Origin of the sequence: Pseudomonas sp. BE134, from assembly GCF_031456105.1 — a bacterium.
Taxonomy (GTDB): domain Bacteria; phylum Pseudomonadota; class Gammaproteobacteria; order Pseudomonadales; family Pseudomonadaceae; genus Aquipseudomonas.
The window spans coordinates 91,675-118,011 of sequence record NZ_JAVDUA010000022.1; the positions used below are offsets into that span (position 1 = coordinate 91,675).

Consider the following 26,337-nt stretch of genomic DNA (forward strand, 5'->3'; position numbering starts at 1 on the left):
GCTAGACAGGTCTAGGGTTGCCCCACAATTATAAAAAGGCACGCCGCAATGACCGCCATGACTCCGTGTCTGGACCGATCTGGATTTTTGCCCCGACTTTCTTCGCATCACCTGTCGCGTGATCGCCTGAGCGAACCGTTGCTGGCGTCGGCCGCGCGGGTGAAATTAATCTGCGCTCCTGCCGGCAGTGGCAAATCGGCGCTGCTCGCCGACTGCCTGTTGCAGGCACCGCCGCATTGCCGCGTCTGCTGGTTGCCACTGTCAGGTGTTGCCATGAGCGTGGAGGAGTTTCGTCAGCGTCTGGCGGAGTCACTGGGGATGGCGTCTTCGGAGGAGGCTACGATGCTCCGCGCACTGGCGCGTTTGCAAGCGCCGACCTGGCTGTTTCTGGACGATTATTGCCGTGTGCCAAACCCGGAACTCGACCTGCTGCTGGATCGCATGCTGGCCGTCAGCAGTCCGATGTTGACCTGGTGGCTGGGGACTCGCCGTCGCCCGCAATGCAATTGGCCACGGTTGTTGCTCAACGACGAACTGTTCGAATGTGAGTCCTCGACGCTGGCCTTCAATCAAGCTGAAATCACCTCGCTGTTGCACCACCTGACGCCGGCCGATGCCAACACCGCCGCCAGCAAGATCATCCAGCGCAGCGGCGGCTGGTGTGCCGGGGTTCGCGTGGCTCTGCTGCAAAAATGCGACTGGTCACGCAATGACTCGTTGCACAGTCGAGCGGACACGTTGCTCGATTACCTCGAACACGAACTCTTCACCTCCCTGACCCCGGAGTTGACCGAGGCCTGGCGGGTGCTCGCGCATTTGCCACGATTCAATGCACGGTTATGCGATCACCTGTTTGGCGCGGGTGAGGGCGCGCAATGTCTCAAGACCTTGCAGGAGCTGGGGTGCTTCATCGAGCCCTGGCAAGACTCGACCGACTGGCTACAGATTTTCCCGCCGCTGACGCAATTGATGCGCGACGAACAATGGCCCGCGGGGCGTTCCTGGCATCGTCGCGCGTGTCAGTGGTTCGCCACAGAGCTGGACTGGAAAGCGGCCTTCGAACAGGCGTTGCTGGCTGAAGAGTTCGAAGTCGCCGTGAGCCTGTTGCAGCACTTCAGTTTCGAGCACTTGTTCGAGGAACAGACCGTCGTGCTGTTGTTGCGATTGTATGAGCATCAAGGCGAAGAGCTTATGTTCGGCTCACCGCAACTGGTCGGCTTGATCACGGCAGCCTCGTTGTTTGCCGGGCGATTCGAGCAGGCCGCCGAATGCATCGGGCACTTGTCGCGATTCACGCCGCAGCCGACGGCGATTCTGCAGCAGCAATTGATCGCTCGCTGGCAGGCCCAACAAGGCTGGTTGCTGCATTTGCAGGGGCGTATGGAAGCTTCGCGCGCACATTTTATCGATGCACTTAATGACCTTGGCCCCGACCTATGGACCGTGCGCGTGATGAGCCTGTCGGGTTTGACGCAGCAGGCCTTGCTGCGGGGCGAGCTCGATGTGGCGCAGGCGTTGAACCGTGAAGCGTTGTGCCTGGCGCGTGCGCAAGGCTCGCTGGTGTTCGAAGGACTCCTGGAGCTCGATCATGCGCAATTGCTTGAACAGCGTGGCGCTCCCCAGCGCGCGGAAAGCTTGCTCGCGAACATTCATGAGTTGCTGAGTCAGCCAGTCGAGCGACCAGTGCCGTTGCTCGGTCGAATCGCGCTGCGCAGGGGGCGGCTTGCACTGTGCCTGGGACACGATGAACGCGCCGAGGCTTTTTTTCAGGCCGGCCTGCAGCAGTGCTTACGCAGCTACGACAAGCGCGTGCTGTATGGCTTTCTTGGTCTGGCACAAGTGGCGGCTAATCAACGCGATTATGCCCAAGCGTTTGTCCTGCTGCGCGACGCAGAGCGACTGATGCAGCAACGGCATATTCCTGACACGGTTTATCGCGGTGTCTTGCTGCAAATCAGTAGCCATTTCTGGTTGCAACAGGGACGTGCCGAACTGGCGTGCGAGGCTTTGGGGCGTGTGCTCAAACATTATCGCGGACCCCAGGCGCGTCAGGCGCCCCCGGCCACGCTTGAGCTGATACCGCGCATCGAGTATTTGTTGATCCTCGCCCGAACTCGGTCAGAGCTGGATGCAATCGATGCAGCAGCACAGGTTGAATCTTTGATGAAGCAGGCTCAGACGCGTGGAATGTGGGCGCTCGCTACCGAATTACAACTGGCTCTGGCGGAAGTGTTGTGGCTTGGCGGTCAAACCACGAAGGCCAGCGATGTGTTGCAGGAGGGAGTGGTCAGCGTTACCCGGTATCAAACATTCCAGGCGTTAAATGAGTTGCACCTGCGTCAGCCTTTGTTGCTGCACGATGAGCAGACCTCACTATTGTCTTGCCATCAACTTTACAGTCGTGCAGATGCAACGGAAACATTAAGTCAGCGTGAGCTGCAAGTTCTAAAGCTGATTGCGCTTGGTCATTCCAATCAAGAAATTGCCGATGCTCTGTTTATATCGTTGCATACCGTTAAAACCCATAGCCGGCGAATACATGGAAAGTTGCGGGTTGAGCGCAGGACGCAAGCAGTGGCGAAGGCAAAGTTGTTGGGGTTGTGGGAGTGATTCAGGTGATCAGCAAAGCACCAGGATTGATGTTCAAGGGTTGGGTTTTTACATAGAGTTTTAATTGTAAATAGCTGGTATTGCTTAGTGGTTTGGGTGTTGTTTTGTCTTGGGGTAATTTTGGCTGTGCGAGTTTTTCGCTCTTTCCATTTTATTAACCAAAGGCAGCGATATGAACGTAGTGAGCAACTACTTACCCGATACTAATGGTCGTCGTCCGCAGTGGTTTGAACGTGCCAATATTAGTGAGCAATTAGATTTTGTCGAGCTTGAACAACAGTTGGTTGCCAGTCAGTCCGAACTGGATAAACAACTGGGAGCACACGCCAGTCTTCGGACCTACGCAAAAAGCATTGCCAGTCAGTTGCTGCAGCTGGAATTTGGCAGCACGCTGGATCCCGACAATCTGATGACCACCAGCCGTTACAGCTTCAATGTGGGCGGGCGTCGAGTCATGCAGGAAGACAAACGGTCCCTCACGGATTTGCTCCTGTGCGGCCTGCACGAGGAAGGATGGCGGGGGTGGATCACCTTTGTCGGTGAGGATCTTCCTTCCGGATTGAACCAGCAATGGTTGGAGAAAGTGCTGACCGAAGACGTTCGCGCTGCTTATGGCGCTGAACTAAGGGCTATGTTCCAGCGCACTGAGGTGCTCGCCGCCATGACCCGCGTCACCCGGTGTCAATTACTGGTGAGTGCCTTTGGCGCGAAGCTTCAGGGGCATCTCGGCGATGCCGGTCTTCATCGTGTTCAACGTGCGGTGGACGGAAATGCGAACCTGATGATCGCGCCGTTACAACTGCGCGACGAAACCCGCCCACTCAGGGAACTGGTTACCGTCGGCAGCCGCATCCCCAGCGAGGATGATTGGCTTTTGTATGCTCCGGATTCGCCGGGTGGACAAGACTGGTACGAATTGCCATCCCTCAGGCGATTGAGCCTGGATATCGGCGGATGGACGGCAACGTCAGAGGGACGCGACTACCTGCAGTGGCACTCCCATGCGGTGGATCGCGAGGTAATCAGCGGTTATCTGAAACAGGTCTCCAAACTGCCCAATCTGTGGCGAGGAGTGGCGCTCGCGCCTACCCCTTACACAGGGGCTGAAGTTTTGAACCCGGTTGTTTACAACCATCGGGCTTGGCTCGTGGCGCAGGAAGAAAACCACACGCCCTATGGTTATCGCACCGCGACCGATCAGCAACGCCAAAACTTTACCCGGATCAATTGCGAACTCCGCGCACTGAAAACAATTGAAGTTCGCGAGGGTGGTTTTGTCAGCTATGAGCGTTTTTGTCATCAACTGATCAAGCAAGGAATAGAAGAACACCTTCTGAGCAAAGGCGAGCGTATCGAGATCAACCCAGATCATATTTATGTGGAAATTACACCGGAACAAAAGATGACGCTGACGCAGTTAATTGTCGGCGAAGTGGTGTTTTACGCAGATAACGAAAAGTCCCATTACCCGCGTTTTACTGTGGAGGCTGGCCACCCCTCAATCAATAATCTCCCTATCAATGATCTCGCCATACATTCGAGAATATTACGGCCCGGCGAAAAGTACATCGACATGTTGCGCGCCAATTATATCGACCGCTCCAAAGGTTATTTCAAGCAGCAATTATCCAAGGCGATCATGCAACGCCAGATGCGCGTGGCAATCATGCAGGCACTGTTCACCGGCCGGTTGGCCAAGGAACATTTCGAGGAGCTGGTGAAGGTCGTCGAAGCGTTCGATCAACCGCAAAAGGCAAGCCCCTTGGGCGAGGCACCTGACGATGTGCGCCACAGTGCGCTGTACAAACTTCATCTGAGGGGACGTTTAGTCGTCGGGGTGTTCGTCTTCAGGCTGCATGTTGCCGGGAAGATCGTGGAAGATCTGTTTACCCCGGATGCTCCGGATGGACGTGAGTTGAGGCCATTCGAGGACTTCGTGAGAGCGGTGAAAACCCACGGCCTCGGCGACTACTTCTGTGATCGGGTGTTTGGGAAATATCAGCCGCAGGTGGGTACATATCTGACTGATCTTGAGCAGCGGGCCAACTTCACCGAGGCGCCGACACTGGAGCGTAATAGTCGCGTCACAGATTTGTACTGGTGCTATTACGACGTGTTGACCAAGGTCATTTCCGATGTCGACGAGAAAACGCAAAGCCTTGAAGAGATTATCACGGGCCTGATTTACAACGCTGTGGTATCGGCGGTGAGTGTCATCGCCATTGTTTACGCCCCCGTCGGTATCGCATTGAGCGTCGCCTTGCTTACTCAGAATTTGGTGCAAGGTGTTCATGCCTATACCGAGGGTAATCGGTCCAAAGCCCTGAGTCATTTCGCGAAGGCGGTGATTGAGTTGGCGGCCTTGGGCAAGGCAGGTCTGGGAAAGTCGGGTGCTACTGCAGTGCAGAAAAGCCTGATCGGATTGCTGGGGGATGTGTACACCGTGGAAAAACTGTTTGCTGAAATATCCGGGCAGCCCCGATTACATGAGCGGGCGCTGGAGGTCATTCAGGAAGTTCTCGACGACCCTGAGAGCATCACCAGTAAAACCACCATCCGCTAATGGCAATGGCTGATCGCCGATGTCCTGCCGGGCTCAGCGACTGACATCATCGGCCTGATACCCCATCCGCCAACTCACGGCCCGTGTCGCCGTCAGCAAACGCTGCGCCGCCGGGCCGTTCTCGTCGGCGTGAAACAATGAGGCCGGGCCGACAATGGTCATGACCGCTGCCACGTTCCCGATGGCGTTGAAGACCGGTGCCGACAATGCATCGACCCCGGGCATCAGCAAACCATGCACATGGTGCAGGCCGCGTTCGCGAATCTGTTCGCACAATGCCGAGTAAGCCTGGTCGTCCGCCAGAGCATGGAGGCTGCCGGTTTGCAGCTCCTGCGCGCGCAAGTCGACGGTTTCACGCTTTGGCAGGAACGCTCCGAACACCAGCCCCGTGGACGAACTCAACAGCGGCAACACCGATCCCAATTGCGTCACCACCGTCACCGCGCGTACGGCGGGTTCGATGTGCACCACGGTCGCACCCTGATTGCCCCACACCGCCAGAAAGCAGGTTTCGTTCAGTTCATCGCGCAGCTCGGCCAAGGGCAGGGCGCCGACTTTCAGCACGTCCATACTGTTGAGTGCCGCCAGCCCCACGCGCAATGCTTCACGGCCCAGGCCGTAGTGGTTGGTGGCGGTGTTTTGTTCGGCAAATCCGCTGGCGATCAGCGCCTGCAAATAGCGGTGAACCTTGCTCGCCGGCATCTGCACGTGTTCAGCCAGGCGCGAAAGCGAGGTCGAGGGCGACAACTCGGCCAAGGCCTTGAGAATGTCGGTGCCGACCTCGGCCGAGCGGACTTTTTGCTTGTCGTTGTTGCGCGGCGTTTCCATGGAGGCGGTCTGATCCCGGGACGAATGGGCGTCTTTATAGCTTGACGGTCAATACCAATCAAATTACGTTATGCGTAATCAAATTACGATAAAAATAACCCGGCGTGCCGAACCTCTGCAATAGAGTGACAGGTCATCGCCTTCTCCCTGTTCAGGAGGCTCCATGAACCCTGATTCAACCGCGCCAGCGCTGGCTTATCAGTCTGGCTTCGGCAACGAGTTCAGCAGTGAAGCGTTGCCCGGCGCATTGCCCGTTGGCCAGAACTCCCCGCAAAAAGCCCCCTATGGCCTCTACACTGAATTGTTCTCCGGCACCGCGTTCACCATGGCCCGCAGTGAAGCGCGGCGTACCTGGATGTACCGCATTCAGCCCTCGGCCAATCACCCGGCGTTCGTCAAACTGGATCGGCAACTGGCTGGCGGCCCCTTGGGTGAAGTAACCCCCAACCGCCTGCGCTGGAACCCGTTGGACATTCCGACCGAGCCGACAGACTTCATCGACGGTCTAGTGAGCATGGCCGCCAACTCAGGTGCGGAAAAACCGGCCGGAATCAGCATCCATAGCTACCGCGCCAACCGTTCCATGGAGCGCGTGTTCTTCAACGCCGACGGCGAATTGCTGCTGGTGCCGGAGCTCGGCCGTTTGCGCATCGCCACCGAACTCGGCGTGCTGGAGCTTGCGCCGCTGGAAATCGCCGTGCTGCCACGCGGGCTGAAATTCCGCGTCGAACTGCTCGACCCACAAGCTCGCGGTTACATCGCCGAGAACCACGGCGCACCGCTGCGTCTGCCGGACCTTGGGCCGATCGGCAGCAATGGCCTGGCCAACCCGCGGGACTTCCTGACGCCGGTTGCACATTACGAGAACCTCAAACAACCGACCACGCTGGTGCAGAAATTCCTTGGCCAGTTGTGGGGCTGCGAGCTCGATCATTCGCCGCTCAACGTGGTCGCCTGGCACGGCAATAACGTGCCGTACAAATATGACCTGCGCCGTTTCAACACCATCGGCACGGTCAGTTTCGATCACCCGGACCCGTCGATCTTCACCGTCCTGACCTCGCCAACCAGTGTGCATGGCCTGGCCAACCTGGACTTCGTGATCTTCCCGCCACGCTGGATGGTCGCCGAGAAAACCTTCCGTCCGCCGTGGTTCCACCGCAACCTGATGAACGAGTTCATGGGCCTGATCAAGGGCGAGTACGATGCCAAGGCCGAAGGCTTCGTGCCAGGCGGCGCGTCCTTGCACAGTTGCATGAGCGCTCACGGCCCGGATGGCGAAACCTGCACCAGGGCTATCAACGCGGACCTTGCTCCGGCGAAAATCGACAACACCATGGCCTTCATGTTCGAGACCAGCCAGGTATTGCGCCCTAGCCGTTTCGCGCTGGATTGCCCGCAACTACAAACTAATTACGATGCCTGCTGGGCCACGCTGCCCGCCACTTTCGACCCGACCCGGAGATAACCCCATGACTCAGACTTCCATCACTCGTAGCTGGGTTGCCTCCGCCAACGGTCATGTCGATTTCCCGCTGCAAAACCTGCCCTTGGGTGTGTTCAGCGTAAACGGCTCTGCCCCGCGCAGCGGCGTGGCGATTGGCGAGCAAATTTTTGATCTGGAAGCAGCGCTGGAAGCAGGCCTGTTCGATGGCGCTGCCAAAGTTGCCGTTGAAGCGACCCGTGGCGGTCAGTTGAATGCGTTCTTCGAACTGGGCCGCGAGGCTCGTGTTGCCCTGCGTGAACGCCTGATCGAACTGTTCAAGGAAGGCAGCACCCTGCACGGCAAGATCGAAGCCCAAGGCGCAAAACTGCTGCCCTTGGCGGCCCATTGCGCGATGCACCTGCCAGCGAAAATCAACGATTACACCGACTTTTATGTCGGGATCGAGCACGCGCAAAACGTCGGCAAACTGTTCCGCCCCGACAACCCGCTGCTGCCGAACTACAAGTACGTGCCCATCGGCTACCACGGTCGCGCCTCTACCATCCGCCCGTCCGGCACTGACGTTCGACGTCCGATAGGGCAGACCTTGCCGGCCGGTCAGACCGAGCCGACATTTGGTCCGTGCGCGCGCCTGGATTACGAACTGGAACTGGGTATCTGGATCGGCCAGGGCAACGAAATGGGCGACTCGATCGCCATTGGTGACGCCGCTGATCACATCGCCGGTTTCTGCTTGCTGAACGATTGGTCGGCGCGTGACATTCAAGCGTGGGAATACCAGCCGTTGGGGCCGTTCCTGTCGAAAAGCTTCATCACCAGCATCTCGCCGTGGGTCGTCACCGCCGAGGCGCTGGAGCCGTTCCGTCGTGCCCAGCCTGCGCGCCCTGAAGGCGATCCGCAGCCGCTGCCGTACCTGTTCGACAAGCGCGACCAGGCCGCTGGCGGTTTCGATATCGAACTGGAAGTGCTGCTGCTCACCGAAGGCCTGCGCGAGCAAAACCTGCCGGCCCATCGCCTGACCCTCAGCAACACCCAACACATGTACTGGACCGTGGCGCAAATGGTTGCGCACCACAGCGTCAACGGTTGCCAGTTGCAGGCCGGCGACCTGTTCGGTTCGGGCACCTTGTCGGGGCCGCAAAACGGTCAGTTCGGCAGCCTGCTGGAAATCACCGAAGGCGGTAAAAAACCTATCGAACTGGCGTCGGGCGAAGTGCGTAAATTCCTTGAAGACGGCGACGAAATCATCCTGCGTGCCCGTTGCAGCCGCGAAGGATTTGCTTCCATCGGCTTCGGCGAGTGCCGCGGTAAAGTATTGCCGGCGCGTTAAGAGGATTGGGTGATGGAACTCTATACCTACTACCGTTCGACCTCGTCTTATCGGGTGCGTATCGCGCTGGCGCTCAAAGGCCTGGATTACCAGGCCCTGCCGGTCAACCTGATTGCACCGCCAGGTGGCGAACATCGACAGCCGGCGTACCTGGGCATCAACCCGCAAGGCCGGGTGCCGGCCTTGCGCACGGATGAAGGCAGTCTGTTGATTCAGTCGCCGGCGATCATCGAGTACCTGGAAGAACGTTATCCACAGGTGCCGCTGCTCTCCAAGGACCTCGTTGCCCGCGCCCGTGAGCGCGGTGTGGCGGCGGTGATCGGTTGCGATGTGCATCCGCTGCACAACGTCAGCGTGCTCAACAAGCTGCGTCAGCTGGGCCATGACGAACCGCAAGTGGTGGAGTGGATCGGGCACTGGATCAGCCAGGGGCTGGCGACGGTGGAACAGTTGATCGGGGATGAAGGTTATTGCTTTGGCGACGAACCGGGATTGGCGGATGTCTACCTGATCCCGCAGCTGTATGCGGCGCAGCGATTCAACATTTCCCTTGAGGCGTACCCACGGATTCGCCGGGTAGCGGCACTGGCGGCCACGCATCCGGCCTTCTTCAAAGCCCACCCGGCCCACCAGCCAGACACCCCATAACGCCAGACTCTGATCCCTGGGCACCTGAACTCTGTGGGAGCCGGGCTTGCCCGCGAAGGCGTAGTGTCAGTCGACATCTACTTTGACTGATACACCGCTTTCGCGAGCAAGCCCGCTCCCACAGGGGATCGCCGATTAATGGACGATGGCGTTGGGTGGCAGGTGCCCGAGGCGCTCAGTCAGGCGAATTCGCTGGATCGGGTCGTCGCTGAGCAATAGCGCATGCTCCAGGTCGAAGCGTTCGGCATTCGGGCAGTCCAGTCGTTGATAGAGGCTCGCACGAGCCAGGTAATCGGCGGCGTTGGCGTTGCCCAGTTCCAGCACACGTTCGGCGTCGACCAGGGCGCCGATGTAGTCATCGTGGGAGAGGTGCAGTTGACGCAGGTTTCGCGACAGGCGTTGCAGCATCTGCACCGGATCAGCCATCAGTAAATGGTCGGCGCTGAGTTGCATGTTCGGGCCGTACTGGCGTTGCAGCAGTTCCCGGCAGTCGTTGGGGTACAACCGACGCCCGCCACAGGGGTCGAGCAGGTGGTCGGCCCCTGGAACCCGCAACAGGAAGTGCCCGGGGAAGTTGACTCCCACCAGCGGGATTTCCAGGCGCTTGGCCAACTCCAGCGCAATCAGCCCAAGGGACAACGGCTGGCCGCGGCGCAGTTCCAGCACTTTATTGAGCAAGGCCACTTGTGGGCGCAGCGGTGTGAAGTCGTCCTGGGCGAACCCCAGATCATTCATCCGCCGCAACAATGGCTGGGCCAGTTCGCTGACCGGTAGCATCGGCAAGCCATAGCTGACCTGCTGTGTCAGGTCGTTGAAGTTGGCCAGCACCGCCTCGGGATTCAGCTGGGTATCGTGCTCGACCGCCATCCACAGTGCCGCCTCGAACAGCGCGGGCGGTGAACGGTTCAGGCAATCGAAGAAGCATTGGCGAGGCGTCATCAAAATCTCCGGCGAATGCCTCGTTTTAGCCCCGTCTCCGGCATTCGTCCAGTGCTTCACACATGCAGTTTTGGGTTATGTCCAAAAGCCCTCAAAGCAACGCTGCTTATTCCGGTGTGCTTCTGCAATTTTTAGGCGCAAGCCTATACTGGCGACTACAAGAAGTGATTCGGGAGCCCCACGATGTTCGCTCTCATGCAAAGCACTCGCCTTGAATCGCTGCATCTGAGTGTCGACTCGGTCACCGGGTTGAAGGCGGTCATTGCCATTCATAACAGTCGGCTCGGGCCTGCCCTGGGTGGTTGTCGTTACCTTGCCTATCCCAGCGACGAATCGGCGGTCGAGGATGCCATACGCCTTGCGCAAGGCATGAGTTACAAGGCTGCACTGGCCGGGCTGGCCCAGGGCGGCGGCGTGGCGGTGATCGTTCGCCCGGTTCATGTAGAAAATCGCGGCGCACTGTTCGAAGCCTTCGGGCGCTGTATTGACCAGCTCGACGGCCGCTATATCACCGCCATCGACAGCGGCACCTCGGTGGCCGACATGGATTGCATCGCCCAGCAGACTCAACACGTCACCAGCACCACGTCGGCGGGCGACCCTGCGCCGCATGCCGCCATGGGCGTTTTCACCGGGATTCGAGCGACGGCGATGGCGCGGCTGGGCAGCGATAATCTGGAAGGCTTGCGCGTGGCCATCCAGGGTTTGGGCAACGTCGGTTATGCACTCGCCGAACAACTGCACGCGGCTGGCGCGGAATTGCTGGTCAGCGATATTGATCACGGCAAGGTGCAACTGGCGATGGAGCAACTGGGCGCTCACCCGATTGCCAACGACGCACTGCTCAGCACGCCGTGCGACATCCTCGCGCCCTGTGGCCTGGGTGGCGTGCTCAACAGCCACAGCGTGACGCAATTGCGCTGCTCGGCGGTGGCCGGCTCGGCGAACAACCAGCTGACGCACCTGGAAGTCGCCGATCAACTGGAACGGCGAGGCATTCTGTATGCGCCGGATTACGTGATCAATTCGGGCGGGCTGATCTACGTTTCCCTCAAACACCGTGGCGAAGAACTGACGACCATCACCGCGCACCTGTCGAAAATCGCCTCACGCCTGACCGAGGTCTTCGCCCATGCCCAGGCGGAAAAACGTTCTCCGGCGCGGGTGGCGGATGAATTGGCAGAGAAGGTGTTGTACCGCTGAGTCAATCCGTTATTCCAGACATGAAAAAGGCCCTGAGTCAGTCGACTCAGGGCCTATTCAATTTGGGCGTTGCTTACTTCGGCGTCTTGGTCGCTTTGGCTGGCTTGGTCGGCTCAGCGGCTTCAATGGCCTCGACAGGTTCGGCTTGCGCGGCGACTTCAACCGGCGCATTCAGCAGTTCGGACAGTGCATCCGGCTGGCTCTTGAATGCCTTGGCGAACACATCGCGATTCTTCGCCATGTAGATCCCGGCTTCTTCCACTTGCTGCTCGGTCAGGGACGGAACGGCTTTTTGTAACACTTCAGCCAGCAATTCGGCCAGTTCGAGCATTTTGTCATGACGGTCAGCTTCGGCTTTATCCATGAACAAGCGCTCCAGATCTCGGCTGCTGCGGTATACCACTTCGACGGCCATTCACCACCTCACATGCCTTCACATTTAGTTGTCTGTTTAGACCACTGTATTTATATACAGCGAAAAGGATAAGCGAATCCCTGCGCTTTGGGTAGTGGCATTTCAATGTAGACCGAAATTGGCGTTTATGAACCCTGTGGGAGCGGGCGGTGCGACGATTCGACTTGCACGCGATGGCGTCGGTGAAAACACTACAAAAGTGTCCAGAAACAATCCATCACCTTCTCATCCACAGCCTCTGGCCTTTTTTCTGCATGCAGAACAACCGTCACGTCCATCCCGCATCATCCGCTCAAACCGAGCTAAGGAAGCATCATCGTGAAAATCAACTGGGCCGAGAACCTGCGGCAGAACGTGCATCAACTGGCCGAGTCCCTGGGCAACCTGTTCGTCGAAACCTTCCACTACCTGGCGCTGTTTGCCATTGGTGCGGTGACCGCGTGGGCCGCCGTGATGGAATTTCTGGGGATGATCGAAGCAGGACACATCAAGATCGACGACATCTTGCTGCTGTTCATCTACCTGGAATTGGGGGCGATGGTCGGGATTTATTTCAAGACCAATCACATGCCGGTGCGATTCCTGATCTACGTGGCAATCACCGCGTTGACGCGGCTGCTGATCTCCAACGTTTCGCACCATAATCCGCCGGATGTCGGGATCATCTACCTGTGCGGCGGGATTCTGCTGCTGGCGTTTGCGATTCTGGTAGTGCGTTACGCCTCGTCGCAATTCCCTTCGGTGAAGATCGAACACCCGCAACGCAAGATCGGTGCGGGTTACGGTGAACATCCTGAAGTGGAGAAGGGCGAGCTTTAAACCCTGATGGCAGGTCGGGGCTGGCCTTTGAGCGGAGGCGGCGGCAGGGAGTGATTGTCGCCGTCGGTCATGGCTTCGAGGATCGTCATGGCACTCTGGCCTTGTTCGATGGCGATGCCGAATTGAATGCTTTGCACGAGCCGTTTGAGGCGTTTGGGGTCGTTGCGCTGCTCGGCGCTGATCATGCGTTTGGCGACCACGCGGCCAGTGTTGGAGAGGGTCAGCATGATGCTGCCATCCAGACCTTGAATGCTCAGGTTGATCTGGTATTCCGGTGCAAAGGCATCGGTAATGACTTGGAAAGGGTTGTCCATGATGCGTCACCGCCTGATTGAACGTGCAGTTGTTGACCGGCCATGTTCGGGTTGGTTCGCAACTCCGGACCATTGGCAGATCGTTCGCTAAGGTTTCAACAGCCTCACCGGTGACGTAGCAAGGGGCATGCCGAAAAAATTGTCGAACAGTGATCCCGGCAAAAAAGCGACGGACGTTGTGTGCACCGCGATCCGTAGCAGCTGGCGAAGCCTGCGTCCGACTGCGCAGCAGTCGTAAAACCTGAGATTGCGGTCTTTATCAAACACCGCATCATCTGATTTTACGACTGCTGCGCAGCCGGACGCAGGCTGCGCCAGCTGCTACAAAGTGCGATTGCGCCTGCCCGTTTCAGGGCATAAATGAAGAGATGATCGCAGACAGTGCAATCAGCACTCCACCCAGCTCACCGCCAGTCCGCCCCGTGAAGTCTCTTTGTATTTGTCCTGCATGTCAGCGCCGGTATCGCGCATGGTGCGTATCACCCGGTCCAGGGAAATAAAGTGTTTGCCGTCGCCGCGCAGGGCCATTTGCGTGGCGTTGATGGCCTTCACGGCGGCAATCGCGTTGCGCTCGATACAAGGCACTTGCACCAGGCCGCCGACCGGGTCGCAGGTCAGTCCGAGGTTGTGCTCCAGGCCGATTTCGGCGGCATTTTCCAATTGCTCCGGCGTGGCTCCGAGTACGTCGGCCAGACCGGCGGCGGCCATCGCACAGGCCGAACCGACTTCCCCCTGACAGCCGACTTCAGCGCCGGATATCGAGGCGTTTTTCTTGCACAGAATGCCGACGGCCGCCGCACCCAGAAAGAACGCGACCACATCATCGTCCGACGCGTCCGGGTTGAACTTCATGTAGTAATGCAGCACCGCCGGAATGATCCCCGCCGCTCCGTTGGTCGGTGCCGTGACCATGCGCCCGCCCGCCGCATTCTCTTCGTTCACGGCGAGGGCGAACAGGTTGACCCACTCCATGGCCGACAGGGTGGAGGTGATGACATTCGGCTTGCCGATTTCCAGCAGGCTACGGTGCAATTTCGCGGCACGACGCGGCACATTCAGACCACCCGGCAAGATGCCTTCGTGACGCAGGCCTTGTTCGACACACTCACGCATCACCGACCAGATGTGCAGCAAGCCCTGGCGGATTTCGGCTTCACTGCGCCACGCCAGTTCGTTGGCCATCATCAGTTCAGAAACCCGCAGACCGTGCTTGTTGCAGAGCCTGAGCAATTCGGCAGCGCTGGAGAAATCGTAGGGCAGCACTACATCGCTACCGGGCGCAATGCCGGACTCGGCTTGCGCCGCTTCGACGATGAAACCGCCGCCGATCGAATAGTACGTTTGCTCGTAGAGTTCGCCGGTTTCGCCGAAGGCTGTCAGAGACATTGCGTTGGGGTGGTAGGGCAGGCTCTCGTCCAGCAGCAGGAGGTCGCGCTGCCAGTCAAAGGGGACCGCCGCTTTGCCGGCCAGGGACAATTCACCGGTGTCGCGCAGCGTTTGAATGCGGTTGTCGATGGACGTGGGGTCGATGCTGTCCGGCCATTCGCCCATCAGGCCCATGACACAGGCGCGGTCGGTCGCGTGGCCGACGCCGGTAGCGGATAGCGAACCGTACAGGCGGATTTCCACCCGACGTACGGCGTCGAGCAAACCTTGGTCCATCAATGCCTGGGCGAAGGTCGCAGCGGCGCGCATCGGGCCGACGGTGTGGGAACTGGACGGACCGATGCCGACTTTGAAGAGATCAAAAACACTGATAGCCATGCTAAAGCCTATACAAGCAATGGAAGAGGAATCGCTGCCATTTTTGTAGGACGAGCGCAATGTAGGCGATACTGCCAACCTCGGTCTGACGTGACCAACGAAACTTCCTAAGACAGCCTTTAGCAGGACTAAACGATGAGTCGTCAATTGCATGCCCAGACCTATGTCTGGCTGCACGTGTTTTCCTGTGCCGCGCGGCACTTGTCGTTCACCCGTTGTGCCGAAGAACTGCACATCACGCCGGGGGCGGTCAGCCAGCAAATTCGCCAGCTGGAAGAGCGCTTGGGCTTTCGTCTGTTTCATCGTCGTGCCCGGGGCGTGGAACTGAGCGCTGAAGGCCAGCGCCTGGCCATTACGGTCAACGAGGCTTACGGCAGCATCGATGCAGAATTGCGCCGTCTGGACGCCGGAATGATCAGCGGAATTTTGCGGGTGCGCTCGATTCCGTCGTTCCTGAGCAAATGGCTGACCCCACGCCTGCCACGTTTGCAGCAGCGCTTTCCGGACATTCAGCTGCGCCTGGTGGCCGAGGACAGCAGCGTGCCGCTGCACGAGGGCGAATTCGATCTGGCCATCGACCTGAACGATGGCAGTTACCCCGGCCTGTTATCCACAGCCTTGCTCGACGAACAGATCTTCCCGGTCTGCGCCCCCAGCCTGCTACGAGGTCGACCGCCGCTGCATGGCCCGTCGGACCTGATGCATTTCCCGTTGTTGCACGACATCACCGCGTGGCGCGGCAGCTACGAATACGCGGAATGGGAGTTCTATCTCGACGCCATCGGCTTCGAGGGTGCGGATGTGCGACGCGGGCATACCTTCAATCGCAATCACCTGACCATCGAAGCGGCCATTGCCGGAATGGGCGTGGCGATTGCACGCCGCACGTTGCTCAACGATGAACTGGAGCGAGGGGCGTTGATCGTGCCGTTCGGGTTGGCGGTGCCCAATCACAAGCGCTATATGCTGCTGTATGCGCCGGGGGCTTTGAGCCATCCGGGCGTACGCGCGGTGCATGACTGGCTGGTAGAGGAGGCGGGGATTTTTCGAAGTTTGCATCCGCTGGCAGAGCAACAGATGTGAGCAATTGTGACAAACAAGCGAGCGGACCCAACTCCCGACCTTAGCAGCGCTTTTGTCCGTTGTCCGGGTTTTTTTGCTAATCCATATTTATCTTTTTGTAGGGGTTGAAATGTTCCGCGCACACACCGATTGTGTAAGTAAGAGGTCACGGTGACGACGCCCAAGGGCTAGCCGAAAGGCCTCTCGCGAGCTAGCTGAAATAAGGGATGAACTATGCAAATCCAAGTCAACAGCGATAACCATATTCAAAGCAGCATCCGACTGGAGGAGTGGGTACGTACTACCATTGAGAGCACGCTCGAACGTTATGAAGAGGACCTGACCCGCGTCGAGGTTCACCTGCGGGACGAAAACGGCGACAAGCCCGGACCGCATGACATGCGCTGCCAACTGGAAGCGCGGCCAAAAGGCCACCAACCGATTTCTGTCACCCATAAAGCCGCCAACCTGGAACTGGCGATCGACGGCGCGGCCGAAAAACTCGAACATGCGCTGGAACACCTGTTCGGCAAACTGCGGGGCAAACCACGTGCCGCTATTGTGCCGTTTGAGCGAGCCGCAGCCGATGCGCTGCTGGAAGACGAGTTCCTCGAGAACGAACAGGCTGCACAGAACGGCTGATGCCGATTCACTTTTACCTTTCCACCACTGACAACGGGCCTGCTGATGCAGGCCCGTTCTTGTTTCAGGGGTTGCGAGGGTTTACGCATTCCAATGTGGGAGCGAGACCGGCTTGCCGGCGATGGCGGCCTGACAGTCACCGATTATCTTGGGAATTACCGCAAAAACGCCTGCCGATACTCCCCAGGCGTCCCCCCCAAAGCCTGCCGAAATCGATTGGTGAAATGACTCGCACTGGCAAACCCGCACGCCAATGCGATCTCCCCCAACGGCTGCGACGTCGAACGTAATATCTCCCGCGCCCGACTCAGTCTTCGAGCCAGCACGTACTGATGCGGCGGCAAGCCAAAACTCTCCCTGAACATCCGCGCAAAGTGGTACTCCGACAGCGCACACAGCGCAGCCAATTGCCCTAGGCTGATGGCCTCGGCCAACTGGTTATCGATGAAGTCCACCAACTGCCGCCGTTGATGCGCCGCCAATCCACCCTTAAGTCGTAACCCCTCACGCATGCCGACCTGGCCAAGCAACACGTGGCTGAGCATTTCATGGGCCAGGCTGCTGGTCAGCAAGCGTTCTGCGGGTTCGTCCCAGTTGAGGGTGAGCATGTGCCGAAAGCGCCGGGCTTGCGCCGGATCGTCGAGAAAGGTCCTCTCGCGCAATTGCAACTCGCGCGGTTCGCGGTCCAGGAGCGTGACGCAGCCGAGGGCGAATTGTTCGGGGCTGAAATACAGGTGGGCCAGGCGAATGTCGCCGTTGATCACCCAGCCCGATTGATGTTCGGCGGGCAGAATGCACAATTTGTCCGGGCCGCCCATGGTGCCGGGCTGGTCGCGGCGGAAGGTGCCGGTGCCGCCAGCGATGTAACACGACAGCGTGTGATGGCTCGGCGCTTCGTAGTCCTGGGCGTCGTGATGATTGCTCCACAAGGCTGCAGCCATGCCGTCACCGAGTTCGGCGCTGTGCTCCAGGCGAGCATTGGGCGAACGGTTAAGGGCTTGAAAGACTTGCAGTGTTTCCAGTGCGGGCATGATCAGTAATCTCCAACGCCTTGCATCCTACTCCGTAGACAATGACCTGCCAGCCTCTGCGCTGACAAAAGCGCAAGTTTATGCAAGTGCGAAAAGGGGCGACGCAGGACACTGAACCTCTATTGAGGAGCGCTTGCCATGAACCTGTCGTTGTACTTGCTGACCGTGCTGATCTGGGGCACCACCTGGATTGCCTTGAAATGGCAACTGGGCGTGGTGGCAATTCCGGTGTCGATCGTCTATCGCTTCGGCCTCGCGGCGCTGGTGCTGTTTGCCCTGTTGCTGTTGAGTCGGCGCCTGCAAGTGATGAACCGTCGCGGACACTTGATCTGTCTGGCGCAGGGGTTGTGTCTGTTCTGCGTCAACTTCATGTGCTTCCTGACCGCCAGCCAGTGGATCCCCAGCGGCCTGGTCGCGGTGGTGTTTTCCACCGCCACGCTATGGAATGCGCTGAATGCGCGGGTGTTCTTCGGTCAGAAAATTGCCCGCAATGTGCTGATGGGTGGCGCACTGGGCTTGTTCGGGCTTGGTCTGTTGTTCTGGCCTGAACTGGCCGGGCGCACCGCCAGCCCGCAAACCTTGCTCGGCCTGGGCCTGGCGCTGCTCGGAACCCTGTGCTTCTCGGCGGGTAACATGCTGTCGAGCCTGCAACAGAAGGCCGGTCTGAAGCCGCTGACCACCAACGCCTGGGGCATGGCCTATGGCGCGGCAATGTTGACGGTGTGGTGCCTGGTCAAAGGCATCCCGTTCGATATCGAATGGAATGCGCGCTACATCGGTTCGCTGCTGTACCTGGTCATTCCGGGTTCCGTGATTGGCTTCACCGCTTACCTGACACTGGTTGGTCGCATGGGGCCCGAGCGCGCGGCGTATTGCACGGTGTTGTTCCCGGTGGTGGCGCTGAATGTCTCGGCGTTTGTCGAAGGCTATCAATGGACCGCACCGGCACTGGTCGGTTTGGTGTTGGTAATGCTCGGCAATGTCCTGGTGTTTCGTAAGCCCAGGACACCGATGGCGCAAGGCACTGGCAAACTTGCATGAACGGCTTGGAGTGAGCGTCGAGGCTACTCAACGCTCGGTCCTGAGGGCGACGAATATCAGCAACGGGAGTATGAAATCGACAATATGCCGCGCCCAGTCCTTGGCGTTCCATGTTTGTGATTCATCAATGTTGAACCATTCGACACCGATCACTTGCAAACAGACGTAATAGACAAATATGGCGATCACTAATCCGATGATTGAAAACTTTTTGGCTTCATGAAAAACCTCGGCAGGCGCGTTTATGTTCCGGTAAAGGTGATAGGCACCGACCAGACAAAAAGCCGTGTAGATCACTTCCAGGGTAATAATGAACCAATAGATGCGGTGGTGCAGCATGGGCGAGGTAATGGCCCTGTAGCTCAGGTTCAGGTTTTCCCGAGTGGTGTCCATGCTCAGGATATGACCGACATATTCATAGTTGGATGAATAGTCGGTGAAATTACTGTACATCACCAGCAGGCCAAAAAAGCTTATATAAGCCATTAGCGAAAACTTGCTGTATCTGATGAGTTTGTCCGTGGAAATGTTGTTCAAGGTTAAAGTGCTCCATCACTGTTTGTCCGTAAGTTCGGATTAGGTATCTGGAGTGTATAGGGCTGAACTTTTTTTCGTCGCTGGACTGAATTGCAAGTTGTGTAACAAGCGGGCAGATACATTAAAAGTATCTGCCCGTTTTAGTTAGACTTTCCAGACTTGCGGGTTGACCAGATCCTGCGGTCGCTCGCCCAGCAAGGCGCTGCGCAAGTTGGCCAATGCGCGATTGGCCATGGCTTCGCGGGTTTCGTGAGTCGCGGAACCAATGTGCGGTAATGTCACCGCGTTTTTCAATTGGAACAGCGGCGACTCGGCCAGCGGTTCTTTTTCGTAGACGTCCAGACCGGCGCCGCGAATGCGGTTGTTTTGCAACGCTTCGATCAGGGCCGGTTCGTCGACGACCGGGCCGCGCGCAATGTTGACCAGGATCGCGCTTGGTTTCATCAGCGCCAGTTCGCGGTGGCTGATCAGATGTTTGGTTTTTTCGCTGAGCGGCACGACCAGGCAGACGAAATCGGCTTCGGCCAGCAGTTGATCCAGCGTGCGGAACTGAGCGCCGAGTTCTTGTTCCAGCTCGGTCTTGCGGCTGTTGCCGCTGTAAATGATCGGCATGTTGAACCCCAAGCGACCCCGGCGGGCAATGGCCGCGCCAATGTTGCCCATGCCGACGATGCCCAGGGTTTTGCCGTGCACATCGGTGCCGAACAACGGTGCGCCGACGGTGGCTTGCCATTGGCCCGCCTTGGTCCAGGCGTCCAGTTCGGCAACACGACGAGCGCTGCTCATTAGCAGGGAAAACGCCAGGTCGGCGGTGCTTTCGGTGAGCACGTCGGGGGTGTTGGTGAGCATGATCCCGCGTTCATTGAAGTAGGCGACATCGTAGTTGTCGTAGCCGACCGAGACGCTGGAGACCACTTCCAGTTTGGCGGCGTTTTCCAGTTGCGCGCGACCAAGCTTGCGACCGACGCCGATCAGGCCGTGGGCGTGAGGCAGGGCTTCGTTGAATTGGGCGTTGATGTCGCCGTTTTTCGGGTTCGGCACGATGACGTCGAATTCTTGTTGCAGGCGTTCAACCATTTCAGGAGTGACACGGCTGAAGGCGAGGACGGTCTTTTTCATGGGAGGAGGGCTCGTCGGGCGTGGAGAATGCCAAGCACGCTAACATTCTTCCCCGGCTTTATGCGAGTCCCCGGATTACCGGATGTACACCGACCAAAACTGTGGGAGCGAGCCTGCTCGCGATAGCGGTGTGTCAGTCGACATCAATTTTGAATGTCCGACCGCTTTCGCGAGCAGGCTCGCTCCCACAAGGGATTGGCTTTTTGTTTTGGGATCAGCGGTGTGGCGTGGATTTGGGTAGTTCCAGATTGTCGAGCATCCGCTTCGCCGCCAGTTCGGCCAGCATGACGATTTGCTGGATCGCCATGGCGGTGTTGCGATGCGGGCCTTCCAGATAGCCGGCAAAATCGCTGGCCATCACACTGGCCTGGGCCAGTGATTCACAGGTGTGGGCCAACAGGTCTTCGTCTTTGATATCGGGCGCAAGCATGAACATCGTGCTGGGTTTGCGGGTGGCCGGTGATTTCAGGGCTGCGGGATTGAGGTAGTGATTCAGTGCGCGTTCGGCGGCGTCGTGGAATTTTTTGGAATCGACGGATTCGTAGGGGGAAACGTCGTCGGTTTCAGGAGGGTTCGGAGTTTCTTTGATCATGCGGAAATTACTCATTGGCGTATTTATTGGAGCCGCCATTTTCGCTTCCAGACGAAAGGGTGGCAGCCGTGCGCAGGCTGGAAAACCGGATAAACCCGCCAAAACCCGGCAGACCCGAAGGTCTCCCGCGCACAGCTGCCATAACAGAACATTGCGAGCAGAAAAAAGCGCCGCAGTATGCCATGAGCTGTTGACGTGTTTATCAGGTTTCCAGGCCTGATCGCTGAAGTTCCAGCGACACCCAAAGCCTACCCAAATCCCGTCTGACCCAACAACCGACAGAACGCGTCGGAATCCTTCCCCAAAATCAGCGCGTCTGTAGGACCGTGAAATCAGTTCGCCAGCCGAACGTCTCCCGGCTTTCCGGGGTGTTGTCGGCCCACTTGGCCCACTTGGCCCACTTGGCCCACTTGGCCGGCGAGTCGTAAGCGATGCTAATGGCGATGCCCAGACCCGAAGGGACACGAATCCCGTCGGCGGGAGGAGACGAGTGCTTTTCCGATGATTTTTTGTGGGTTGGTTTTTTTTGCACGCTCATGTGTTCTAACATCCTGGCCACGACCTATTTACGTGGTCGAGTACTTTGGGAAACGTCTGATTGTTTTCTATAAAGAGCGTCAGCATGGTGCTGCCTCTGAATATTGATATGGAAGTCAAAAATGTCCGGCAAGCCTGCTGCGCGCAAGACCGATACCGTGAACTGTCCCCGCTGCGGTGGAACAGCCATCGATTCCGGGTCACCGAATGTATTTTTTGATGGTCTGCCTGCTGCTCGGGTAACCGACTGCACCACCTGCGGCAGTGTCTTGACCATGGGCGCCATGTCCTCGGTACAGATCAATGGCCAGGCCGCGCTGGTCACCGGCTCGCAAGGTACGCATGGCGACACCATTACGGGTGGGTCATCGAGCATCATCATCGGGAACAACTTCACGCCTGCACCTGTTTCCCCGGTTAGTCCGATGCCCGCGCATTTGGTTGAGCCTGCCAGTTACCAGCCCTCGGTCATTGCACCTGCCCCCACGCCAGCGCGCGCCGCTGCTATTGACGATTCGGTTTTAGAGGAGGAAGAGGAAGAAGAGGAGCTGGATGAAGAGAAGCCTGTGGGTATCGCGCTACGGATCGGCGTGTTCTTTGATGGGACGCTGAACAATGCGAACAACGGTGAAATGGGACTGCTATGTGGTGCTAGCCATGCCATCAAGCCCGAAGATCTGGAAGCGAGTTGTAAACCTTATATGTCTGACCCGGACAGCAGCTACGCAAATGACGAGTCGAACATCAAGAAGCTCAGTGATCTGTATTTTGCTCCCGACGAACTTCAAGATATTGCCGGTCAGCAGCAGCTATTCAAATCTCTCTACATTGAGGGTATCGGCACGTCATCCGGCCAGCCGGATAGCATGACTGGCGCCGGCATGGGGCGTGGTGCAACTGGGGTTAGCGCTAAAGTAGAAGACGCCTTTCGTGAAATATTGAGGACTATCCTCAAATTCAGCCAAACAAATCCAGATTCTAAAATCATCAACCTCACCTTTGACACTTTTGGTTTCAGCCGAGGTGCAGCGGCTGCACGGCACTTTGCCAATGAAGTGGCTCTAGGTCGGCAAGGCCCCTTGGGTCAAACCATCAAGATGTTGCGACGAGCTTTTCACGAAAACTTCAGCGGTGAATTCAAGCGCGATATCAACATGGGCTTTATCGGTTTGTTTGATACCGTGCCGTCGGTAGGAGGCTTGGCCAATCTAGGCAATGTGCGCAGTCAAACAGCCCCAGGACTCAAACTGTACCTGCCTCGTAGCTTGTTTCCCAATGTCGTCCAATTGGCTGCCCGGGATGAAATCCGTGCCAACTTCGCCTTGAACCGGGTAAAACCCGCTCACCTGGAAATCACATTGCCAGGTGTTCACTCAGACCTTGGCGGAGGCTACTTTCCTGAATCCGAAGAGAACCTGCTGATCAGCCCCATGCAGGTGTTAGTTGTTCCCGGTACGACGGACGTGAAATACACTTCGATCTACCGTGATGCGCAACAGGTAAAGGCTAAGTGGGAAGCCAAAGGCTGGCCGTCCCAAATGCTCGAGGTCGTGACTCCCTATGTTAGGGGCTTGCCTCCGTCTCAGCAAAAAAGCTTTAACCCTGAGAAGCAGGTTTATGCGGCGTTGCAGCTCAAGCGACCGGTACGAGGCGAGCTGTCGCGGGTTTACCTGCGAGTCATGTACGAGTTGGCCAAGCAAAGGGGAGTGCGATTTAAACGCCTTGATGAGCAGTACCCGAGTTACACCATCCCATCGGAGCTTCAGGCGCTGTGTGACCGCTTCGTCGCGGGTGACTACAGTACAACGCCCGCCGAAGAGCAACTGCTGAAATTGAAGTACATTCACACCTCGGCCAACTGGAACCCACCGTCAATCCTGCAGGGTTCAACACCTCGAACCAGTTCGGGTTTACTCTACTTTAATGCCCCAACCACGGACGGGATCCGCGTACAACATCCCCATGTACCTGACTAGGAGTCACGAATATGCGAACACTATGGATCTTGTTCGGGGTTCTGTTGGTGAGCGGTTGCCAAGCCTCCGACCAGTCCTGGAGACGTTCAGATCCAGATGCTGGCCCGTGGGCGCTGGGTTTCGTCACACCTTATGCGATGGATGGTTGGGTTGAGGACGCTGCCACTATTGATACTCATGGAACTCTTTATCGTCGAATAAACAGTGGTGCCTCAGGAGGAAAGAAAAATGGTAAAAGCGGCGCACGTGGCTGGGCCGTTGTTGGTACAGGCACCGAAAGAGAAGTGAGAGACGCCAAACTTCCGGTACGCATCTACGTTCGCTGGCAATCGTTAGTTGAGCCGCAAACCTATCAAGGCTGGATTGAAATACCGGAGGATGCACGTCAGGTCTTACGCAAAGCTCTGTCCTTGGATTGCCCAAGTATTCCCGAAATGGCTGCCATTCCGAAAAGGGCTTCTGTACGTCTTGGACTTGCACCTGGCGGCGTGGTGCAAGTCTGGGCATTTGACGAATGCCTACACCCTGTCAAAGTCGCACATGCACAGGTCGGAGTAGAGCCCAAGGGACCTGGTTTAGGGCTCTCCGGAGGGAGTTACTTCCCATTGGAGGACGATTCCAAACGCTATGTCGAAAAATACGGTATCCCCTACGGAAGCTGGTGAATAACCATAAATTCAGCCCGCCAACTGGCGGGTTTTTTTCTATCTGGTGCAGGGAGTCAGGCTCCAGGCCAAACAACCCGATACTCAATGTGAAAGCCAATTCCGGTCTGGTGCGCCATACAAAACTGTGGGAGTGAGCCTGCTCGCGATAACGGAGTGTCAGTCGACCTCATTCTTGAATGTCCGACCGCTATCGCGAGTTCAAGCCCGCTCCCACAGGGGGTAGCTGCTGCAGGGGAATCAGCGGTGTGGCGTGGATTTGGGTAGTTCGAGGTTGTCCATCATCCGGTTCGCCGCCAGTTCGGCCAGCATGACGATTTGCTGGATCGCCATGGCGGTGTTGCGATGCGGGCCTTCCAGATAGCCGGCAAAATCGCTGGCCATCACACTGGCCTGGGCCAGTGATTCACAGGTGTGGGCCAACAGGTCTTCGTCTTTGATATCGGGCGCAAGCATGAACATCGTGCTGGGTTTGCGGGTGGGCGGTGATTTCATGGCAGCGGGGTTGAGGTAGTGATTCAGCGCGCGTTCGGCAGCATCGTGGAATTTTTTGGAATCGATGGATTCGTAGGGGGAAACGTCGTCGGTTTCAGGAGGGTTCGGAGTTTCTTTGATCATAAAAATTTACTCGATTTGGGATTAATCGAGCTGCCATTTTCGTTTCCAAGCGAAAGGGTGGCAGCCATGCGCGGTCTGGAAAACCGGATATCCCATCAAAACCGGCAGACCCGAAGGTCTCCCGCGCACAGCCGCCATAACAAGGAATTGCGTGCAGAAAAAGCGCCGCAGTATGCCATGTGCTGTGATGGGAATATCAGGTTTCCAAGCCTGATCGCTGATTCGTCAGCGACCCACAAAGCCTACCCATTTCCCGTCCGACCCAACAACCGACAGAACGCGTCGGAATCCTTCCCCAAAATCAGCGCGTCTGTAGGACCGTGCAATCAGTTCGCCAGCCGAATCCCGCCTAAACTGCTGCCGCTCAAATCGTACGCCGCCAATTCCGCCTGATGCGCCGCCAGAATCTCCGGCAATGACCCGCGCAAGTACTCGACCCAGGTCTTGATCTTCGCATCCAGATATTGCCGCGAAGGGTAAATCGCATACAAGTTCAGTTCCTGGGAGCGGTAGTTGGGCATCACCCGCACCAGCGAGCCGTTGCGCAACCCTTCAATCGCTGCATACACCGGCAACACGCCCACGCCCATGCCGCTGGTGATCGCGGTCTTCATTGCGTCCGCGGAGTTGACCAGAAACGGCGAGCTGTTGATGGTCACGGTCTCCTGGCCTTCAGGGCCGTCGAAGGCCCATTTTTCCAGCGGGATCACCGGGCTCACCAGGCGCAGACACATGTGGTTCAACAAATCGCTGGGCTTCTGCGCGCAACCGTTGGCCTTCACGTACGCCGGCGAGGCGCAGACGATGCTGTAGGTGATGCCCAGGCGCTGGGACACGAAGCCCGAGTCCGGCAGTTCACTGGCGAGGACGATGGACACGTCGTAGCCCTCGTCGAGCAGGTCCGGCACGCGGTTGGCCATGGTCAGGTCGAAGGTCACGTCGGGATGCGTCTTGCGATAGCGAGCGATGGCGTCGATCACGAAGTGCTGACCGATGCCGGTCATGGTGTGCACTTTGAGTTGCCCGGCTGGACGCGCGTGGGCGTCGCTGGCCTCGGCTTCGGCTTCTTCGACGTAGGCCAGGATCTGCTCGCAGCGCAACAGGTAGCGCTTGCCGGCCTCGGTCAGGGCGATACGGCGGGTGGTGCGGTTGAGCAGGCGGGTTTGCAGGTGGGCTTCCAGGTTGGAGACCGCGCGCGAGACGTTGGCCGTGGTGGTGTCCAGTTGCACGGCGGCAGCGGTGAAGCTGCCGGCCTCGGCCACGTAACTGAAGGCGCGCATGTTTTGCAAAGTGTCCATGGGGTGCTCTCAAGGGAGATGGCAAATTGTGACACAAGGTTTCAAGGTCGGTGACCCCCGACCAAGGGATTATCGCGTTAACGGTAACAAAGATTCACAAGAATCCCGGCTTATCGCGGTTCATGCCGCCCCCTAGAATTGCGCCATTGTAGGAGCCGGGCTTGCCCTAATGCCGATCAGTTAAGCAATTTCTGCGGTAACGCAATTGTTGTAGCAGCTGGCGAAGCCTGCGTCGGGGGGGGGGGGGGGGGGGGGGGGGGGGGGGGGGGCGCGGGGGGGGGGGGGGGGGGTGGGGGGGCACCACAACGGGTTTAGAGAGAGAGGGCACCCGCCCCGCGC

23 protein-coding genes and 1 pseudogene are annotated in these 26,337 nt (G+C 58.0%); 12 read left to right on the top strand and 12 right to left on the bottom strand.

Features of this window, described 5'->3' with window-relative positions; translation table 11 throughout:
* Nucleotides 1–48: 48 nt before the first annotated feature.
* Both J2Y56_RS18875 and J2Y56_RS18880 read left to right on the top strand, forming a co-directional pair.
* Nucleotides 49–2,610: a LuxR C-terminal-related transcriptional regulator gene (locus tag J2Y56_RS18875; protein ID WP_310351940.1), complete on the top strand. Its 2,562-nt coding sequence runs from the start codon at nucleotides 49–51 to the stop codon at nucleotides 2,608–2,610.
* A gap of 172 nt (nucleotides 2,611–2,782) precedes the next feature.
* The gene (locus tag J2Y56_RS18880) at nucleotides 2,783–5,173 is read left to right on the top strand and encodes a dermonecrotic toxin domain-containing protein (protein ID WP_310351943.1); all 2,391 of its coding nucleotides are present in this window, start codon (nucleotides 2,783–2,785) and stop codon (nucleotides 5,171–5,173) included.
* Nucleotides 5,174–5,206: 33 nt separating this feature from the next.
* On the opposite strand, the gene J2Y56_RS18885 is transcribed toward J2Y56_RS18880, so the two are convergent.
* Entirely contained in the window at nucleotides 5,207–6,001 is a 795-nt protein-coding gene (locus tag J2Y56_RS18885) for an IclR family transcriptional regulator (RefSeq protein WP_150782595.1), read from the bottom strand.
* Between the two features lie 163 nt (nucleotides 6,002–6,164).
* On the opposite strand from J2Y56_RS18885, the gene hmgA reads away from it, so the two are divergent.
* The 3 genes from hmgA to maiA are packed head-to-tail and all read left to right on the top strand — an operon-like array spanning nucleotide 6,165 to nucleotide 9,426.
* Nucleotides 6,165–7,469, top strand: a complete 1,305-nt coding sequence (hmgA, locus tag J2Y56_RS18890) for a homogentisate 1,2-dioxygenase (protein WP_150782594.1) — start codon at nucleotides 6,165–6,167, stop codon at nucleotides 7,467–7,469.
* 4 nt (nucleotides 7,470–7,473) lie between these two features.
* Nucleotides 7,474–8,778 carry a fumarylacetoacetase gene (gene fahA / locus J2Y56_RS18895; protein ID WP_310351949.1) on the top strand — a complete coding sequence of 435 codons (1,305 nt, stop codon included), beginning with the start codon at nucleotides 7,474–7,476 and terminating at the stop codon, nucleotides 8,776–8,778.
* Nucleotides 8,779–8,790: 12 nt separating this feature from the next.
* The gene (gene maiA / locus J2Y56_RS18900; RefSeq protein WP_310351951.1) at nucleotides 8,791–9,426 is read left to right on the top strand and encodes a maleylacetoacetate isomerase; all 636 of its coding nucleotides are present in this window, start codon (nucleotides 8,791–8,793) and stop codon (nucleotides 9,424–9,426) included.
* Nucleotides 9,427–9,561: 135 nt separating this feature from the next.
* Here the strand turns inward: maiA and J2Y56_RS18905 are convergent, their stop codons facing one another.
* Entirely contained in the window at nucleotides 9,562–10,365 is an 804-nt protein-coding gene (locus J2Y56_RS18905) for a transglutaminase family protein (RefSeq protein ID WP_310351953.1), read from the bottom strand.
* A 183-nt stretch (nucleotides 10,366–10,548) separates the two neighbouring features.
* Between J2Y56_RS18905 and J2Y56_RS18910 the strand changes: the two genes are divergently transcribed.
* A complete protein-coding gene (locus J2Y56_RS18910) occupies nucleotides 10,549–11,568 on the top strand; it encodes a Glu/Leu/Phe/Val dehydrogenase dimerization domain-containing protein (RefSeq protein ID WP_007944663.1) in 1,020 nt (339 codons plus the stop codon).
* 175 nt (nucleotides 11,569–11,743) lie between these two features.
* On the opposite strand, the pseudogene J2Y56_RS18915 reads toward J2Y56_RS18910, so the two are convergent.
* A pseudogene (locus tag J2Y56_RS18915) lies at nucleotides 11,744–11,983 on the bottom strand (YebG family protein); the annotation flags it as partial.
* 318 nt (nucleotides 11,984–12,301) lie between these two features.
* Here J2Y56_RS18915 and J2Y56_RS18920 point away from each other — a divergent pair.
* Nucleotides 12,302–12,802: a phosphate-starvation-inducible PsiE family protein gene (locus J2Y56_RS18920; RefSeq protein WP_310351955.1), complete on the top strand. Its 501-nt coding sequence runs from the start codon at nucleotides 12,302–12,304 to the stop codon at nucleotides 12,800–12,802.
* Here the strand turns inward: J2Y56_RS18920 and J2Y56_RS18925 are convergent.
* Nucleotides 12,799–13,116 (bottom strand): DUF3509 domain-containing protein, encoded by a 318-nt coding sequence (locus J2Y56_RS18925; RefSeq protein WP_007944666.1) that lies wholly within the window; start codon nucleotides 13,114–13,116, stop codon nucleotides 12,799–12,801. The two genes, J2Y56_RS18920 and J2Y56_RS18925, sit on opposite strands and share 4 nt — an antisense overlap.
* A 387-nt stretch (nucleotides 13,117–13,503) precedes the next feature.
* On the bottom strand, nucleotides 13,504–14,880 hold the full coding sequence (locus J2Y56_RS18930; protein ID WP_007944667.1) for an L-serine ammonia-lyase: 1,377 nt from the start codon (nucleotides 14,878–14,880) through the stop codon (nucleotides 13,504–13,506).
* A gap of 135 nt (nucleotides 14,881–15,015) precedes the next feature.
* Between J2Y56_RS18930 and J2Y56_RS18935 the strand changes: the two genes are divergently transcribed.
* Both J2Y56_RS18935 and J2Y56_RS18940 read left to right on the top strand, forming a co-directional pair.
* Complete coding sequence (locus J2Y56_RS18935) at nucleotides 15,016–15,963, top strand: LysR substrate-binding domain-containing protein (RefSeq protein WP_007944668.1); 948 nt, start codon at nucleotides 15,016–15,018, stop codon at nucleotides 15,961–15,963.
* A 213-nt stretch (nucleotides 15,964–16,176) separates the two neighbouring features.
* On the top strand, nucleotides 16,177–16,584 hold the full coding sequence (locus tag J2Y56_RS18940) for an HPF/RaiA family ribosome-associated protein (RefSeq protein ID WP_007944669.1): 408 nt from the start codon (nucleotides 16,177–16,179) through the stop codon (nucleotides 16,582–16,584).
* 155 nt (nucleotides 16,585–16,739) lie between these two features.
* On the opposite strand, the gene J2Y56_RS18945 is transcribed toward J2Y56_RS18940, so the two are convergent.
* Complete coding sequence (locus J2Y56_RS18945) at nucleotides 16,740–17,615, bottom strand: AraC family transcriptional regulator (protein ID WP_310351961.1); 876 nt, start codon at nucleotides 17,613–17,615, stop codon at nucleotides 16,740–16,742.
* Nucleotides 17,616–17,753: 138 nt separating this feature from the next.
* On the opposite strand from J2Y56_RS18945, the gene J2Y56_RS18950 reads away from it, so the two are divergent.
* A complete protein-coding gene (locus tag J2Y56_RS18950; protein ID WP_310351963.1) occupies nucleotides 17,754–18,656 on the top strand; it encodes a DMT family transporter in 903 nt (300 codons plus the stop codon).
* A 27-nt stretch (nucleotides 18,657–18,683) separates the two neighbouring features.
* Here the strand turns inward: J2Y56_RS18950 and J2Y56_RS18955 are convergent, their stop codons facing one another.
* The 4 genes from J2Y56_RS18955 to J2Y56_RS18970 form a co-directional block, all read right to left on the bottom strand.
* Nucleotides 18,684–19,193: a DUF2165 domain-containing protein gene (locus J2Y56_RS18955; protein WP_310351966.1), complete on the bottom strand. Its 510-nt coding sequence runs from the start codon at nucleotides 19,191–19,193 to the stop codon at nucleotides 18,684–18,686.
* A gap of 144 nt (nucleotides 19,194–19,337) precedes the next feature.
* Nucleotides 19,338–20,312 (bottom strand): D-glycerate dehydrogenase, encoded by a 975-nt coding sequence (locus tag J2Y56_RS18960; RefSeq protein ID WP_310351968.1) that lies wholly within the window; start codon nucleotides 20,310–20,312, stop codon nucleotides 19,338–19,340.
* A 214-nt stretch (nucleotides 20,313–20,526) separates the two neighbouring features.
* Nucleotides 20,527–20,904 (bottom strand): DUF6124 family protein, encoded by a 378-nt coding sequence (locus tag J2Y56_RS18965; RefSeq protein ID WP_310351969.1) that lies wholly within the window; start codon nucleotides 20,902–20,904, stop codon nucleotides 20,527–20,529.
* A 307-nt stretch (nucleotides 20,905–21,211) separates the two neighbouring features.
* Nucleotides 21,212–21,442 carry a hypothetical protein gene (locus J2Y56_RS18970; RefSeq protein WP_007944675.1) on the bottom strand — a complete coding sequence of 77 codons (231 nt, stop codon included), beginning with the start codon at nucleotides 21,440–21,442 and terminating at the stop codon, nucleotides 21,212–21,214.
* Nucleotides 21,443–21,563: 121 nt separating this feature from the next.
* Here J2Y56_RS18970 and J2Y56_RS18975 point away from each other — a divergent pair, with 121 nt between their 5' ends.
* On the top strand, nucleotides 21,564–23,417 hold the full coding sequence (locus tag J2Y56_RS18975) for a PAAR domain-containing protein (protein WP_310351972.1): 1,854 nt from the start codon (nucleotides 21,564–21,566) through the stop codon (nucleotides 23,415–23,417).
* An 11-nt stretch (nucleotides 23,418–23,428) separates the two neighbouring features.
* Nucleotides 23,429–24,082: a DUF2931 family protein gene (locus tag J2Y56_RS18980; RefSeq protein ID WP_007944677.1), complete on the top strand. Its 654-nt coding sequence runs from the start codon at nucleotides 23,429–23,431 to the stop codon at nucleotides 24,080–24,082.
* A 240-nt stretch (nucleotides 24,083–24,322) separates the two neighbouring features.
* Here J2Y56_RS18980 and J2Y56_RS18985 read toward each other — a convergent pair whose 3' ends face one another.
* Nucleotides 24,323–24,700 carry a DUF6124 family protein gene (locus J2Y56_RS18985; protein ID WP_310351975.1) on the bottom strand — a complete coding sequence of 126 codons (378 nt, stop codon included), beginning with the start codon at nucleotides 24,698–24,700 and terminating at the stop codon, nucleotides 24,323–24,325.
* A gap of 326 nt (nucleotides 24,701–25,026) precedes the next feature.
* On the bottom strand, nucleotides 25,027–25,998 hold the full coding sequence (locus J2Y56_RS18990) for a LysR family transcriptional regulator (RefSeq protein ID WP_310351979.1): 972 nt from the start codon (nucleotides 25,996–25,998) through the stop codon (nucleotides 25,027–25,029).
* Nucleotides 25,999–26,337: the final 339 nt, after the last annotated feature.

Excerpts from the sequence above, each read along its gene's own strand:
- J2Y56_RS18970 (WP_007944675.1), bottom strand. The coding sequence starts at position 21,442 with ATGAGCGTGCAAAAAAAACCAACCCACAAAAAATCATCGGAAAAGCAC.
- J2Y56_RS18925 (WP_007944666.1), bottom strand. The coding sequence starts at position 13,116 with ATGGACAACCCTTTCCAAGTCATTACCGATGCCTTTGCACCGGAATAC.
- J2Y56_RS18945 (WP_310351961.1), bottom strand. The coding sequence starts at position 17,615 with ATGCCCGCACTGGAAACACTGCAAGTCTTTCAAGCCCTTAACCGTTCG.
- J2Y56_RS18885 (WP_150782595.1), bottom strand. The coding sequence starts at position 6,001 with ATGGAAACGCCGCGCAACAACGACAAGCAAAAAGTCCGCTCGGCCGAG.
- maiA (WP_310351951.1), top strand. The coding sequence starts at position 8,791 with ATGGAACTCTATACCTACTACCGTTCGACCTCGTCTTATCGGGTGCGT.
- J2Y56_RS18985 (WP_310351975.1), bottom strand. The coding sequence starts at position 24,700 with ATGATCAAAGAAACTCCGAACCCTCCTGAAACCGACGACGTTTCCCCC.
- J2Y56_RS18875 (WP_310351940.1), top strand. The coding sequence starts at position 49 with ATGACCGCCATGACTCCGTGTCTGGACCGATCTGGATTTTTGCCCCGA.
- fahA (WP_310351949.1), top strand. The coding sequence starts at position 7,474 with ATGACTCAGACTTCCATCACTCGTAGCTGGGTTGCCTCCGCCAACGGT.
- J2Y56_RS18975 (WP_310351972.1), top strand. The coding sequence starts at position 21,564 with ATGTCCGGCAAGCCTGCTGCGCGCAAGACCGATACCGTGAACTGTCCC.
- J2Y56_RS18880 (WP_310351943.1), top strand. The coding sequence starts at position 2,783 with ATGAACGTAGTGAGCAACTACTTACCCGATACTAATGGTCGTCGTCCG.
- J2Y56_RS18930 (WP_007944667.1), bottom strand. The coding sequence starts at position 14,880 with ATGGCTATCAGTGTTTTTGATCTCTTCAAAGTCGGCATCGGTCCGTCC.
- J2Y56_RS18910 (WP_007944663.1), top strand. The coding sequence starts at position 10,549 with ATGTTCGCTCTCATGCAAAGCACTCGCCTTGAATCGCTGCATCTGAGT.
- hmgA (WP_150782594.1), top strand. The coding sequence starts at position 6,165 with ATGAACCCTGATTCAACCGCGCCAGCGCTGGCTTATCAGTCTGGCTTC.
- J2Y56_RS18965 (WP_310351969.1), bottom strand. The coding sequence starts at position 20,904 with ATGATCAAAGAAACTCCGAACCCTCCTGAAACCGACGACGTTTCCCCC.
- J2Y56_RS18935 (WP_007944668.1), top strand. The coding sequence starts at position 15,016 with ATGAGTCGTCAATTGCATGCCCAGACCTATGTCTGGCTGCACGTGTTT.
- J2Y56_RS18960 (WP_310351968.1), bottom strand. The coding sequence starts at position 20,312 with ATGAAAAAGACCGTCCTCGCCTTCAGCCGTGTCACTCCTGAAATGGTT.
- J2Y56_RS18980 (WP_007944677.1), top strand. The coding sequence starts at position 23,429 with ATGCGAACACTATGGATCTTGTTCGGGGTTCTGTTGGTGAGCGGTTGC.
- J2Y56_RS18950 (WP_310351963.1), top strand. The coding sequence starts at position 17,754 with ATGAACCTGTCGTTGTACTTGCTGACCGTGCTGATCTGGGGCACCACC.
- J2Y56_RS18990 (WP_310351979.1), bottom strand. The coding sequence starts at position 25,998 with ATGGACACTTTGCAAAACATGCGCGCCTTCAGTTACGTGGCCGAGGCC.
- J2Y56_RS18905 (WP_310351953.1), bottom strand. The coding sequence starts at position 10,365 with ATGACGCCTCGCCAATGCTTCTTCGATTGCCTGAACCGTTCACCGCCC.
- J2Y56_RS18940 (WP_007944669.1), top strand. The coding sequence starts at position 16,177 with ATGCAAATCCAAGTCAACAGCGATAACCATATTCAAAGCAGCATCCGA.